General features: G+C 69.3%; 14 protein-coding genes and 1 pseudogene. 14 read left to right on the top strand and 1 reads right to left on the bottom strand.

Annotated elements, in window-relative coordinates; translation table 11 throughout:
• The first annotated feature begins 39 nt into the window (after positions 1–39).
• The 13 genes and pseudogenes from fliF to fliR all read left to right on the top strand — a co-directional run bounded on the left by fliF (position 40) and on the right by fliR (position 11,233).
• A pseudogene (gene fliF / locus FG323_RS01100) lies at positions 40–1,709 on the top strand (flagellar basal-body MS-ring/collar protein FliF).
• A gap of 16 nt (positions 1,710–1,725) precedes the next feature.
• Complete coding sequence (gene fliG / locus FG323_RS01095; protein ID WP_141452862.1) at positions 1,726–2,712, top strand: flagellar motor switch protein FliG; 987 nt, start codon at positions 1,726–1,728, stop codon at positions 2,710–2,712.
• On the top strand, positions 2,709–3,320 hold the full coding sequence (locus FG323_RS01090) for a FliH/SctL family protein (protein WP_141452594.1): 612 nt from the start codon (positions 2,709–2,711) through the stop codon (positions 3,318–3,320). Before fliG ends, FG323_RS01090 begins: the two co-directional genes overlap by 4 nt.
• Complete coding sequence (fliI, locus tag FG323_RS01085) at positions 3,317–4,699, top strand: flagellar protein export ATPase FliI (RefSeq protein ID WP_141452593.1); 1,383 nt, start codon at positions 3,317–3,319, stop codon at positions 4,697–4,699. Before FG323_RS01090 ends, fliI begins: the two co-directional genes overlap by 4 nt.
• A gap of 3 nt (positions 4,700–4,702) precedes the next feature.
• A complete protein-coding gene (gene fliJ / locus FG323_RS01080; RefSeq protein WP_141452592.1) occupies positions 4,703–5,164 on the top strand; it encodes a flagellar export protein FliJ in 462 nt (153 codons plus the stop codon).
• Positions 5,161–6,474 carry a flagellar hook-length control protein FliK gene (locus FG323_RS01075; protein WP_141452591.1) on the top strand — a complete coding sequence of 438 codons (1,314 nt, stop codon included), beginning with the start codon at positions 5,161–5,163 and terminating at the stop codon, positions 6,472–6,474. The genes fliJ and FG323_RS01075 overlap by 4 nt, the downstream gene beginning before the upstream one ends.
• A 297-nt stretch (positions 6,475–6,771) precedes the next feature.
• Positions 6,772–7,290, top strand: a complete 519-nt coding sequence (locus tag FG323_RS01070; protein WP_141452590.1) for a flagellar basal body-associated FliL family protein — start codon at positions 6,772–6,774, stop codon at positions 7,288–7,290.
• 16 nt (positions 7,291–7,306) lie between these two features.
• A complete protein-coding gene (gene fliM / locus FG323_RS01065) occupies positions 7,307–8,353 on the top strand; it encodes a flagellar motor switch protein FliM (RefSeq protein WP_141452589.1) in 1,047 nt (348 codons plus the stop codon).
• A complete protein-coding gene (gene fliN / locus FG323_RS01060; protein WP_141452588.1) occupies positions 8,350–8,688 on the top strand; it encodes a flagellar motor switch protein FliN in 339 nt (112 codons plus the stop codon). The genes fliM and fliN overlap by 4 nt, the downstream gene beginning before the upstream one ends.
• A 9-nt stretch (positions 8,689–8,697) precedes the next feature.
• On the top strand, positions 8,698–9,102 hold the full coding sequence (gene fliO, locus FG323_RS01055) for a flagellar biosynthetic protein FliO (RefSeq protein ID WP_141452587.1): 405 nt from the start codon (positions 8,698–8,700) through the stop codon (positions 9,100–9,102).
• Positions 9,103–9,104: 2 nt separating this feature from the next.
• Positions 9,105–9,923 carry a flagellar type III secretion system pore protein FliP gene (gene fliP / locus FG323_RS01050; RefSeq protein ID WP_255469966.1) on the top strand — a complete coding sequence of 273 codons (819 nt, stop codon included), beginning with the start codon at positions 9,105–9,107 and terminating at the stop codon, positions 9,921–9,923.
• Between the two features lie 104 nt (positions 9,924–10,027).
• Complete coding sequence (locus tag FG323_RS01045) at positions 10,028–10,297, top strand: flagellar biosynthetic protein FliQ (protein WP_141452585.1); 270 nt, start codon at positions 10,028–10,030, stop codon at positions 10,295–10,297.
• Between the two features lie 144 nt (positions 10,298–10,441).
• Positions 10,442–11,233 carry a flagellar biosynthetic protein FliR gene (gene fliR, locus FG323_RS01040; RefSeq protein ID WP_141452584.1) on the top strand — a complete coding sequence of 264 codons (792 nt, stop codon included), beginning with the start codon at positions 10,442–10,444 and terminating at the stop codon, positions 11,231–11,233.
• Between the two features lie 205 nt (positions 11,234–11,438).
• Here fliR and FG323_RS01035 read toward each other — a convergent pair whose 3' ends face one another.
• A complete protein-coding gene (locus FG323_RS01035) occupies positions 11,439–12,293 on the bottom strand; it encodes a LysR family transcriptional regulator (RefSeq protein ID WP_181444048.1) in 855 nt (284 codons plus the stop codon).
• 150 nt (positions 12,294–12,443) lie between these two features.
• On the opposite strand from FG323_RS01035, the gene FG323_RS01030 reads away from it, so the two are divergent.
• The gene (locus tag FG323_RS01030; protein WP_181444047.1) at positions 12,444–13,211 is read left to right on the top strand and encodes a hypothetical protein; all 768 of its coding nucleotides are present in this window, start codon (positions 12,444–12,446) and stop codon (positions 13,209–13,211) included.
• The last annotated feature ends 156 nt before the right edge of the window (positions 13,212–13,367 follow it).

Below are 13,367 nucleotides of genomic sequence, written 5' to 3'. Positions count from 1 at the left end.
CGCCTCGCCTGAGCCCGAACGCACCGGAACCGCACGCCCATGGCCCTGACCCTGTCCAAGGAATCGTTGAAGGAATCGCTGAACGCCGAGAAGGCGGGCGCGGCGCTGTCGAAAATCCAGGACTTCCCGGTGTTCCGCCAGCTCGGCACGCTGCTGATGATCGCCGGCGCGGTCGCGGTCGGCCTGATGGTGTTCTTCTGGTCGCAGAAGCCCGACTTCACCCCGCTCTACACCGGGCTGGATGCCAAGGCCACCGCCGAAGCCGCCGACCTGCTGCGCGCCGCGCAGATTCCGTTCAAGCTCGACCAGGCCAGCGGCGCCATCTCGGTGCCGGCGGAAAACCTGCACGACGCCCGCCTGAAGCTGGCGAGTTCCGGCCTTGCCGAGAACGGCCGGCTGGGCTTTGAACTGATGGAACGCGATCCCGGTTTCGGCGTCAGCCAGTTCGTCGAGAACGCCCGCTACCAGCACGCGCTGGAAACCGAGCTGGTGCGCACCATCACCACCCTGCGCCCGGTCCGTGACGCGCGGGTGCACCTGGCCATTCCCAAGCCCAGCGCGTTCACCCGCCAGCGCGAGGTCGCCAGCGCCTCGGTAGTGCTGGAACTGCGTTCGGGCGCGATGCTGGAACGCAATCAGGTCGATGCCATCGTGCACCTGGTGTCCTCGAGCATTCCGGACCTGGCGCCGGAACGCGTCACCGTGGTCGACCAGAGCGGCCGCATGCTGACCATCAGCGATCCCAACAGCGAGGCCGCGCTCAACGCCGCCCAGTTCGAGCGCGTGCGCAAGCTGGAAACCTCGCTCAACCAGCGCGTCAAGGAACTGCTGGAACCGCTGACCGGCCCGGGCCGGGTCAACGCCGAAGTCGCGGTGGACATGGACTTCTCGGTGGTCGAGGAAGCGCGCGAGACCTTCGCCAACGATCCGGCCAAGGTACGCAGCGAACAGGTCAGCCAGAACACGGTCGCCAAGCCGGGACCGGAGGGCGTGCCCGGCGCGACCAGTAACACGCCGCCCGGTCCCAACGCGGCCGCCGCGCCCAATCCCGAGGCGCCGGTGGAAACCGCCAGCAGCGCGACCCGCAATTTCGAGATGGATCGCACCCTGCAGCACCCCGCCAGCCCGCCGGACGGGTGCGCCGGGTCACCGCCGCGGTGCTGGTCGATCACGTGCCGCGCGCCGGCGCCAACGGCAAGACCACGATGGTGCCGCTGGACGCGGCCACCCTCGCCCGGGTCGAGGCGCTGGTGAAGGAAGCGGTCGGATTCGATGCCGCGCGCGGCGACTCCGTGTCGGTGATGAACGCGCCGTTCGTGCGCGAGCCGGCGCCGGCGGAGGAGGTGTCGTTCTGGGAAAGCCCGTGGCTGCAGAATCCGATGGTGCGGGACGTCGCCCGCTACGGCCTGGGCGCGATCGTGGTGCTGGCGCTGCTGTTCGGCGTGTTGCGCCCGGCGATGCGCCAGATCATCCAGCCACGGGCGAAAAGGGCCGCCCCCGACGCGGTGGACGTGAGCCTGGTCGACGAAGGCGACGAGGATGCCCGCATCGTCGCCGCGCTGCGCCAGGACCGTGCCGAGATCAGCGTGCCGCGCGCGCTGGCCTCCGATGCCTACGAGGACCGGCTGCGCCACGCCCGCGAGGCGGTCAAGAACGATTCCAAGCAGGTCGCGCAGGTGGTGAAGGACTGGGTGGCCAGCGATGATTAATCCCAACGACACCGAGCTGACCGGCGTGCAGCGCGCCGCCGTCCTGCTGCTCTCGCTGGGTGAGCAGGATGCCGCCGAAGTGCTCAAGCACATGAACGCCAAGGAGGTGCAGAAGCTCGGCATCGCCATGGCCACCATCAGCGGCATCAGCCGCGAGCAGGTGCTGCAGGTGATGGACAGCTTCAACCACTCGCTGGACAAGCAGACCTCGCTGGGCATGGGCGCCGACGACTACGTGCGCAAGGTGCTGGTGCAGGCGCTGGGCGAGGACAAGGCCGGCAGCCTGATCGACCGCATCCTGCTGGGCCGCAACACCACCGGCCTGGACACCCTGAAGTGGATGGACCCGCGCGCGATCGCCGATCTGGTGCGCAACGAGCACCCGCAGATCATCGCCATCGTGCTGTCCCACCTGGACGGTGATCAGGCCGCCGAGACCCTCAAGATGCTGCCCGAGCGCGCGCGTTCGGACGTGCTGCTGCGCATCGCCACCCTCGACGGCATCCCGCCCAACGCGCTCAACGAACTCAACGAGATCATGGAACGCCAGTTCTCCGGCAACCAGAACCTGAAGTCGTCCAGCATCGGCGGCATCAAGGTGGCGGCGAACATCCTCAATTTCATGGACAGCGGCCAGGACCAGACCATCCTGGGCGCCATCAACCACATCGACGCCGATCTGGGCGCGCGCATCCAGGACCTGATGTTCGTGTTCGACAACCTCATCGATCTGGACGACCGCGAACTGCAGGCGATGCTGCGCGAAGTGCCCAACGACCGCCTGGGCCTGGCCCTGCGCGGCGCCGACGCCAGGGTGCGCGAGAAGATCACCCGCAACATGTCCCAGCGCGCCGCGCAGATCCTGATGGAGGACATGGAGGCGCGCGGCCCGGTGCGGCTGTCCGACGTGGAAGGCGCGCAGAAGGAAATCCTCGCCATCGTCCGCCGCCTGGCCGACCAGGGCGTCATCTCGCTCAACGCCAGCAGTGAGGAGATGGTATGAACGATCCGGTGCGCTGGATGGCCCCGCCGCTGGATTTTATGGCCCGCCGCGACGCCGCGGCCGAAGTGCCGATGCTGCGTCCGCCCAGCCTGGAGGAAATCCAGGCCATCGAGGAAGCGGCCTACCGCGAAGGCCTGGAGCGTGGTCGCGCCGAAGGGCATGCCGAGGGCTTCGCCCAGGGCCAGAACGAGGTGCGCCGGCTGACCGCGCAGATCGAGGGCATCCTGGACAACTTCTCGCGCCCGCTGGATCGACTGGAAAACGAAGTGATGGGCGCGCTGTCGGAGCTGGCGGTGCGGATCGCCGGCAGCCTGGTCGGACGCGCCTACCAGGCCGATCCAATGCTGCTGTCGGAATTGGCCAGCGCCGCGCTCGACGCGGTCGGCGGCACCAGCCGCGAGGTCGAACTGCGCCTGCATCCGGACGATATCGCCGCGTTGACGCCGGTGCTGTCGATGATGCCGACCACCCGCCTGACCGCGGACACCTCGCTCAGCCGTGGCGACCTGCGCGTGCACGCCGAGAGCGTGCGCATCGACGGTACCCTGGAAGCGCGCCTGCGCGGCGCGCTGGAGAACGTATTGCAACGCGGAGGCGCCCTCGGATGAGCGCGCAACCGCTGGAATGGCTGAACGCGCGCGACCTGAGGCTGGCCGCGCGGCTGTCGCAGATCCGTCCCAACCTGGGTAGCCACGGCCTGATCCGCGAAGGCATCCTGCGTCGCGCGGTCGGCCTGACCCTGGAGGCGATCGGCTGCGAGGCGCCGCTGGGCGCCACCTGCAAGGTCGAAGTGGTCGATGGCGGCTGGGTCGACGCGGAAGTGGTCGGCTTCGCCGGCGAACGCACCTACCTGATGCCCAGCGCCGAACTGCACGGCCTGCTGCCGAACGCGCGGGTGGTGCCGCTGCGCCGCCGTGGCGGCGTGGAAGTCGGCGAAGGCCTGCTGGGCCGGGTCATCGACTCGGACGGCGTGCCGCTGGACGGGCGCGGCCCGATCCGCGCCGAGTCCACGGTGAGCCTGTCGGGCGTGGCGATCAATCCGCTCTCGCGCGAACCCATCACCCAGCCGCTGGACGTGGGCGTGCGCGCGATCAACGCGCTGCTGCCGATCGGCCGCGGCCAGCGCGTGGGCCTGTTCGCCGGCTCGGGCGTCGGCAAGTCGACCCTGCTGGGCATGATGACCCGCTACACCGCCGCCGACGTGATCGTGGTCGGCCTGATCGGCGAACGCGGCCGCGAAGTGCGCGATTTCGTCGAGAGCACGCTCGGCCCGGCGGGACTGGCGCGCGCGGTGGTGGTCGCCAGTCCGGCCGATCGCCCGCCGCTGGCGCGCCTGCAGGGCGCCTATCGCGCCACCGCGATCGCCGAGTGGTTCCGCGACCAGGGCCTGAATGTCCTGTTGCTGATGGATTCGCTGACCCGTTTCGCCCAGGCCCAGCGCGAAATCGGCCTGTCGGTGGGCGAACCGCCGACCACCCGTGGTTACCCGCCGTCGGTGTTCGCGCGCCTGCCCGCGCTGGTCGAACGCGCCGGCAACGGCTCGGCCGGGCGCGGTTCCATCACCGCCTTCTACACCGTGCTGACCGAAGGCGACGATCCCCAGGATCCAATCGCCGACGCCGCCCGCGCCATCCTCGACGGCCACATCCTGCTCTCGCGCCGGGTCGCCGACAGCGGCCTGTATCCAGCCATCGACGTCGAATCCTCGGTCAGCCGCGTGGTTACCGAGATTGCCGACGAGACCTGGCGCGATCGCATCCGCAAGCTCAAGCGGCTGCTGTCGGCCTACACCAGCAACCGCGACCTGATCGCCATCGGCGCCTACCAGCGCGGCAGCGACCCGACCGTGGACGAAGCGCTGGAACGCTGGCCGGAGATCGTCGAATTCCTCGGCCAGGACGTGGCCCGCTCGGCGGATCTGCGCAACAGCCGCGACGCGCTGGAACAACTGGTCGAACGCAACGCGCAAGCCCGCAAGGAATCCTAAGCCATGATGCAATCCCGTCGAATCGACCCGCTGCTGCGCCGCGCCCAGGAGAAGGAAGACGCGGTCGCCCGCGATCTGGCCGAGCGCCAGCGCACGCTGGCGATGCACGAATCGCGGCTGGAGGAACTGCGTCGCTACGCCGACGAATACGCCGGCAGCCAGATGGCCGCGACCAGCCCGGCCCAGCTGGCCAACCGGCGGGCCTTCCTGGATCGCCTGGACAGCGCGGTGCAGCAGCAGGCGCAGACCGTGGACCGCAGCCGCGCCAGCGTGGACATCGAGCGCGACCGGCTGCTGCTGGCCAGTCGCGACAAGCAGGTGCTGGAACAACTGGCCGCCAGCTACCGGGTGCAGGAGCACCAGGTGGTCGAGCGCCGCAACCAGCGCGAGATGGATGACCTGGGCGCGCGCCGCGCGCGCCTGGCGGCGACCGCCGCCGCCGAGGAAACCGAGGAAAGCAAGTGAAGGCCGATGCTTCCGGCTGGCTCGGCGGCATGGGCGCGAACGCCGGTACCGGCATCGCCGGCGCGAACGGTCCGCGCACGGCCGAACCCTCGGCGAAGAAACCCGCCTTCGAGCAGTTGCTGCGCCGCGATGCGCCCGGCGCCCGTTCCGAATCCACCGTGCCGGCCGGCAAGCGCCAGCGCGATGCCACTCCGGCGCGCGAATCCGCGCGGGATGCGCGCACGGACGAACCCGCCCGCGCGCAGGCGGATGAGGCGAACGCTTCCGCCGACGACGCCGCATCCGCGTCAGCCGCCACCGCGCAGGCGGAACGCGACACGCGAAAGGACCGCCACGAAAGCGCCAACGAGGACGCCGCCTGGCCCCCCGCCGGACTGATCCTGGCGGTGTTCCCGCCTCCCCTGGACAGCCTTGCCGGCACGCCGGAAAGCGTCCCGCCGGGAACCCCGGGGCACGGCACATCCGCGTTGTCGACCGGTTTCCCGGCCGGACTGCGCCTGGCCGCGAACGCGATGCCGATGGCAAGCACCATGCTCGCCGAAGGTGGACTGGCCACGCCAACCACCAGCACGGAGGCCGCGCCAGCGGATCCGCTCGCCTTTACCAGCGCGATGGCGAACGCCGCCCGGCCCTCCGACGCTCCTCCGGTATCCGCATCCACCGGCACCGCTCCGGCCGCGATTCCGCTCGCCGACCTCGCCGCCGGCGAATCCGTGCCCCTGCCCGCCACGCTCGCCGCCGGACTGGCCGCGCTCAAGGACATGGCCGGCGATGCCGGCGGCGCCGACGCGGACGCGCCCGTGCCGATCGCCGCTCCCCTGGCCGGCATGCCCGCGCCCGCCTCCGATTACGGTCTTGCCCGCACCGCCACCGTCAATCCGCTGGCGTCGATGACGCCGGACCTGCGCGGTGACCGTTTCGGCGACACCCTCGGCACCCAGATGACCTGGATGGCCGAACAGAAAATCGGCCATGCCCACATTCGGGTCAGCCCCGGCGATCTGGGCGCGATCGAAGTCAGCCTGCGCCTGGACGGCGATCGCGTGCACGCCGATTTCAGCAGCGCGCAGCCGGAAGTCCGGCAGGCGTTGCAGGACAGCCTGCCGCGCCTGCGCGAGATGCTGGGCCAGCAGGGTTTCCAGCTGGCGCAGGCCGACGTCGGCCACCGCCAGCAGCCGCAATCCTCGCCGGCCCAGACCAACACCTCACGTGGAGGCGGCGACGGCACGACCTCGACGACGGACACCGACACCGCCCCCCGCGGCGCGCCGGTTCGCATCGCCCGCGGATTGCTGGACGCCTACGCCTGATCCGCGACGCCACGTGGAGCGGAGCTTGCTCCGCTGCTTGGGCATTTGCTCTGGCCTGAATGGTTCGTTCGTCATCGGTATCGCGCGCCAGCACCCGGTAACCCTTCCTGATGAAGGCCGGACGGAATGGCAAAGCCGGAGTAGCGGAGCAAGCTCCGCTCTACGTCGGTGTCCCGGCCGGGCTGTCGGCGGCTCCGCACGACGGCGTGTGCCCCCGCCGGATTTCCGGCACCGCCTCGCCAGTTCCACGGCACGCCACTTGCATCTTCTCCCGCGTCCACCCAGGAGAACGCCCGCGTGCCCCCCGCCGAGAAACCCGACCCCAAGCTGCTCAAACCGACGCCCAAGGCGGGCAAGCCCTGGCTGATCATCGGCCTGGTCGCGCTGGTCGCCGCCGGTGCGGCCGGCGGCGGCGCGTGGTTCTTCGCGTCGCGCAACGCCGCGCCCGCCAAGCCCGAAGCCAAGGCCGCGCCTGACGCCGGCAAGGTACCCGCCCCGGCGCAGTACTTCGCCCTAGAGCCGCCCTTCGTGGTCAACCTGATCGGCTCGGCCGGCGGCGCGCGCTACCTGCAGGTCGAAGTGCAACTGATGACCCGCGACCCGGAATCGCTCAAGGCCATCGAACTGCATGCCCCGGCGCTGCGCGCCAAGCTGCTGATGCTGTTCGCCCAGCAGAACGCCGAGGAGCTGATCACCCGTGCCGGCAAGGAAAAGCTGCAGGCACAGGCACTGGCCGAAGTGCGCAAGCTGATGAAGGCGGAAACCGGCAAGCCGGGGGCCGAGCAACTGCTGTTCACCAGTTTCGTGATGCAGTAAGGGGAAGCCCGCGATGATGAGCGACCTGCTTTCGCAAGACGAAATCGACGCCCTGCTCCATGGCGTCGATTCCGGTGCGATCGAGACCGACGAGCCGCCGCAGGACCCCGGCGTCGCACGCCTGTACGACTTCGCCAGCCAGGACCGCATCGTCCGCGGCCGCCTGCCCACGCTGGAGATGATCAACGAGCGCTTCACCCGCACCTGGCGCATCGGCCTGTTCAACCTGCTGCGCCGCTCGGCCGATTTGTCGGTGCGTGGCATCGAGATGATCAAGTTCGGCGAATACCTGCATTCGCTGTACGTGCCGACCAACCTCAACCTGATCCGGCTCAAGCCACTGCGCGGGGTCGGCCTGATGGTGTTCGAGCCCAAGCTCGTCTACACGGTGGTGGACAACTTCTTCGGCGGCGACGGGCGCTATCCGGCCAAGATCGAGGGCCGCGAGTTCACCGCCACCGAGATGCGGGTGATCCACCTGCTGCTCAAGCAGACCTTCACCGATCTGGTCGACGCCTGGGCGCCGGTGATGCCGGTGGAATTCGAGTACATCAACTCGGAAGTCAATCCGCACTTCGCCAACATCGTCAGCCCGCGCGAGTACGTGGTGGTCAGCCGCTTCCACGTCGAACTGGACGGCGGCGGCGGCGATCTGCACATCACCTTGCCCTATTCCATGCTGGAGCCGATCCGCGAACTGCTCGACGCCGGCATCCAGTCCGACCGCGTGCACGACGATGACAGCTTCCGCGACAGCGTCAACGAACTGCTGCGCGGCGCCGAGGTCACCCTGTCCAGCGTGCTCGCCGAGAAGCGCATCAGCCTGCGCGATCTCACCCGCCTCAAGGTGGGCGACATCCTGCCCATCGACCTGCCGCGCACGGTGCCGGTGTGCGTCGAACAGGTACCGGTGTTCACCGGCGAGTTCGGCACCTCCAACGGCAACAACGCGGTGAAGATCCTCGCCCACCGTCCGCCCGGCGCGCTGGTCACGCCGCCACCCGCGGCGCCCTCGCTCGCATCGACCGCTTCCGACATCGCCACCCAGGATTCCCTGCCATGAACCAACCCCTCACCGAAGAAGCCGCCGCCGCGCAATTCGAGGCCCTGCAGGCCGACGCCGGACGCAGCCTCAGCGACATGAGCCTGGACGTCATCCTGGACGTGCCGGTGGTGCTGTCGCTGGAAGTCGGCCGCACCCGCATCCCGATCCGCAACCTGCTGCAGCTCAACCAGGGCTCGGTGGTGGAACTGGAGCGCGGCGCGGGCGAGCCGCTGGACGTGTTCGTCAACGGCACCCTGATCGCGCATGGCGAAGTGGTGGTCGTCAACGAACGCTTCGGCGTGCGCCTGACCGACGTGGTCAGCCCCAGCGAACGCATCCGCCGCCTGCGCTGAGCCGTCCTCATGTCGTTTCCGCTTCCCCTGATCGCCGCCGCGGCCACGGCCGCCACGCCCGCGCAGAAGATTGGCCACGCCGCGCCGGCCACGCCCGGCATCGGCGGCGCGCTGGTCGGCCTGGTCCTGGTGCTGGGCCTGATCCTCGGCCTGGCCTGGCTGCTCAAGCGCCTGCCCGGCGCCGGCCTGGGCCTGCGCCCGAACGATCAGCTGCGGATCGTCACCAGCCTGTCGGTCGGCACCAAGGAGCGCCTGCTGGTGGTCGAGATCGGCGGCGAACAACTTCTGCTGGGCGTGAGCCCGGGCGGCATCGCCCACCTGCATCGCCTGCCCGAACCGCTGCCGCCGGTGCCGGTGCAGCCCCTGCCCAACTTCGCCGAACTGCTGGCCAAGCGCCTGCGCAAAGAGAAATGACGATGCGTCGCCTGTTGCCCTTCCTGTTGTGCCTGTGGCTGCTGGCCGCGCCGGTGCTGGCCTTCGCGCAGAACGCGCAGGCCGCGGCGGCACCCGCGACGCCCGTCGCCGCGAATACCGCCGCGCCCACGCCGCCGGGCAAGCCGACCCTGCCCACGCTGCCAGACGTCAACGTCGGCCAGATTGGCGATCGCAACGTCAGCCTGCCGCTGCAGACGCTGCTGCTGATGACGGCGATCACCCTGATCCCGTCGATCCTGTTGGCGATGACCGCGTTCACCCGCATCATCATCGTGCTCGGCCTGCTGCGGCAGGCGCTGGGCACCGGCCAGACCCCGTCCAACCAGGTGCTGGTGGGCCTGGCCCTGTTCCTGACCATGCTGGTGATGATGCCGGTGGGCGAGAAGGCCTGGGCGCAGGGCATGGCGCCCTATCTGGACGGCCAGATCGACTTCGGCACCGCCTGGACCCTGACCACCGGCCCGCTGCGCGACTTCATGCTCGCGCAGGTGCGTGAAACCGACCTGATGACCTTCGCCGGCATGGCCGGCCACGCCAGCTACGCGAGTCCGGCCGATGTGCCGTTCCCGATCGTGGTCGCCTCCTTCATGACCAGCGAACTGAAGACCGCGTTCGAAATCGGCTTCCTGATCTTCATCCCCTTCGTGATCATCGACCTGGTCGTGGCCAGCGTGCTGATGTCGATGGGCATGATGATGCTCTCGCCGATGCTCGTCTCGGCGCCCTTCAAGATCCTGCTGTTCGTGCTGGTCGACGGCTGGGTCCTGATCGTCGGCTCGCTGGCGGCGAGCTTCAACTAGCCGGAAATGGGGAATCGGGAATGGAGAATCGCAAGAGCGACTTCCCGACAGCCTGATTTCTCGCACACCGATTCCCTATTCCCCATTCCCGATTCCCGTAGACAATGACTCCCGAAACCGCATTGACCGAACTGCGTGGTGGCCTTGAAATCGCGCTGTGGGTGGGTGGGCCGCTGCTGCTGGTGGTGCTGATCGTCGGCGTGGTGATTGGCGTGATCCAGGCGGCGACGCAGTTGAACGAGCCGACCATCGCGTTCGTCGCCAAGGCCATCGCGCTGACCGCGGCGCTGTTCGCCACCGGCAGCTATCTGATGGGGACGCTGGTGGAGTACACCACGGCGCTGTTCCAGCGCTTGCCGCATCTGATTGGGTGAGGCGGTGGTGACGGTGGGCCAGGCATCGCGGGGGAATCCCCCCCTGCCCCCCCTTTTTCAAAGGGGGGAATGTCCGGGTGCCGTTCTGGTTTTTCCACGGTGGCGGCCTGCCGAATGTGTTGACAACCCGGCGGGGATGCGCGGATGAATGCCGCCACCCAGATGGTCATCGATGGGCAGCAGGCGTTCGGCCTGATCACCACGCTGCTGTGGGTGATGCTGCGCACCGGCGCGATGCTGATGGCGATGCCGCTGGTCGGTACCCGCGCGGTGCCGGTACGGGTGCGGGTGATCCTCGCCGGCGCGCTGTCGCTGGCGCTGGCGCCGATGCTGCCGTCGCCGCCCACCCAGATCGCCTTCGATTCGGCCAACGTGTTGACGGCCGCGCGCGAGCTGGCGGTTGGCGCCTGCATCGGCTTCCTGCTGCGGCTGGCGTTCGAAGCCGGTGCGCTGGCCGGTGAATTGATCTCGCAGGGCACCGGCCTGGCCTTCGCGCAGATGTCGGACCCGCTGCGCGGTGTCAATTCCGGCGTGGTCGGCCAGTGGTTCTACCTGGCCTTCGGGTTGGTGTTCTTCACCCTCAACGGGCACCTCGCACTGGTGGCGCTGCTGGTCGACAGCTATCACTCGCTGCCGATCGGCACCGCGTTGCCGGATCCCCAGGCGGTGCTGCAGGTCGCACCGGCGTTCTTCATGCAGATCCTGCGCGCGGCCCTGAGCCTGGCGTTGCCGGTGATGGTGGCGATGCTGGCGGTGAATCTGGCATTCGGCGTGCTGGGCCGCGCGGCACCGGCGCTCAATCCGATCCAGTTGGGCCTGCCGACCGCGTTGCTGTTGGGACTATTCCTGCTGGCGCTGTTGTCGGGGGAACTGGGACCGCCGGTACAGCGCATCTTCGACCAGACCTTCGATGCGGCGCGGCAGCTGACGCCGTAGAGCGGAGCTCGCTCCGCTGCCCTGGCCTTTGCTTTTGCCTTCTTTCAAGCGTCATCGATATCGGGTGCCGCCGCGCGTGATTGCCAGGGGCGCTTCACCTTGGCGCGCTTGCGTCGGGGTTCGGGAACCCAAGCAAAAAACAGAGCAGGAGCCGCGGAGGAACGCCGTCGATGTCCAACGGGCAACACGATGGCGAAAGCCCCGTCTACGCCGCCGCCCTGCGCAGCAAGGCGGCGTCCTCGCTGCGCAAATCCCGCTCCCGTCCGATCAGGTGCACCTCGTTCAAGCACGGCTTCGAGAGCCGATGCACGCGCACCCGCGAGCGATAGGCAGTGCCGAGCGCCGAATCCAGCGGGACGATCGACCATCCGCGGCCCTGTGCCACGCTCTCCAGTGCTTCCTCCAGTTCGTCGAAATGATCGCTGCGGTGCCAGCGTGCCGGCAGCGGCAACTGCTGGCTTTCGAACCAGCGGAAGAACACGTAGTCGAACTCCTCGTAGGTCACGAACGGCAACGAGGCGATCTGCGCAGCACCGGGCGTGGCGCGTCGCGCCTTGGGGCCGACCAGCGCCAATTCCTCCTCGCCCAACGGCACCGAGGCGATGCCGGCGGTCACCAGCGGGCGATAGCTCACGCCCAGCGCCACCCGTCCGGTTTCCAGCAAGGCCAGCACCTGGCTGGCGGTGCGGAACAGCACTTCCAGCGGGCGCTCGGGCGGCAGCAGCGACAGCAGGCGCGGCACCAGCCGGTACCGGCCGAAGCCGGACACGCAGGCCACCCGCAGTGGTTCGGCGGCGACATCCTCGCGCACGTTCTGCCAGGCCTGGCCCAGATCCAGATAGGCGCGCTCGATCGAGGCGGCCAGCACCCGCCCGCGCGGGGTCAGCACCAACCGGCTGCCGCTGCGCCGGAACAGCGGCGTGCCGAGTTGGCGCTCGAGCTGCTGCAGATCGTAGGTCACGGCCGAGGGCGACTTGTGCAGACTGCGCGCGGCGGCGTTGACGCCGCCCTCGGCGACCACGGTGCGGAACACGGCGAGACGACGGAAATCGGGAAGCATCGGCCGGAGGAAAGCGGAAGGAACGCCGATGGTAAGCCGGGCGCGATCATTCCATGTCATTGAATGGCGACGCCGGGATTTGAAATGGCCGGGGGCGCGCGTCCGGCCTAGGCTGTCGCCCTTCCCCTTCCCCTTCGCCGGATGCCCGCCATGCGATTGCTGTCCGCCTGCCTGCTGCTGGCTGCGCTGTTGCCCACCGCCCACGCCGCTTCCGCCGCCAGTCCGGCGGTGTCCACCCGCGACAGTGGCGATGCTGCCCATCTGTTCGGTTACTGGCCCAAGGCCGGCCAGCGTGAAGCCTTCGACGAGGGTTATCGCCGCCATCTGGCGTGGCACCGGCAGGCGGGAGATCCGCTGGTGTGGTACGGCTGGTATGTCAGCGACGGCAAGCGCGCCGGGATGTTCGTCGACGGCAGCTTCGGCGCCCCGTTCGCGGCGTTCGACCGGCGCGTCGATCCGGCCGGCGACGGCGCCGACGCCGCGCGCAACGTCACCCCGTTCGTGGAACCGGCGCTGCGCGCCAGCTACCGGTTGCGGCGGGATCTGAGCAGCGGCTTCCCGCTGGAACGCTGGCAGCCTTCGCCCCGTCTGCTGGTCACCCGCTACGCGGTCCGGCCCGGTGCGCGCGCGGGGTTCGAACAAGCGGTCCGGATCGCCCGCGCGGCGCTGCCAGCCGATGCGCCGGCACACAGCTGGTACGAGCCCGTCAGTGGCGATGCGCCCGGTTATCTGCATCTGGTCGCGCTGCGCGACTGGCAGGACCATGACCGAGGCGACGGCAGCCTGGACGCCCTGCTCGCCGGGTCCCGCGATCCACGGGCAGCGGACGCGGCCGCCGCGCTGGCCACCGCGGTGCTGTCGGCGGAAACCGAGACCTGGGACTACCGCGCCGACCTGAGCCTGATTCCTGCCCGCTGAACCGCCCCCTCTCTTGAGGTGTGGGAGCGACGTCAGTCGCGATTCGGGATGCCGGCCGCCCTTCGCGACTGACGTCGCTCCCACAAGGGCGGCGCATCCTGGGGTGGCGGTTCCGTGATGCCGGGGTTCCGGTCGCGACTGACGTCGCTCCTACGA

The organism is Pseudoxanthomonas sp. z9 (genome assembly GCF_006542425.1).
In the GTDB taxonomy this organism is placed as follows: Bacteria; Pseudomonadota; Gammaproteobacteria; order Xanthomonadales; family Xanthomonadaceae; genus Pseudoxanthomonas_A.
The sequence above is the reverse complement of the archived record's forward strand: the minus strand, read 5'-3'. Positions and strand labels throughout refer to the sequence as shown.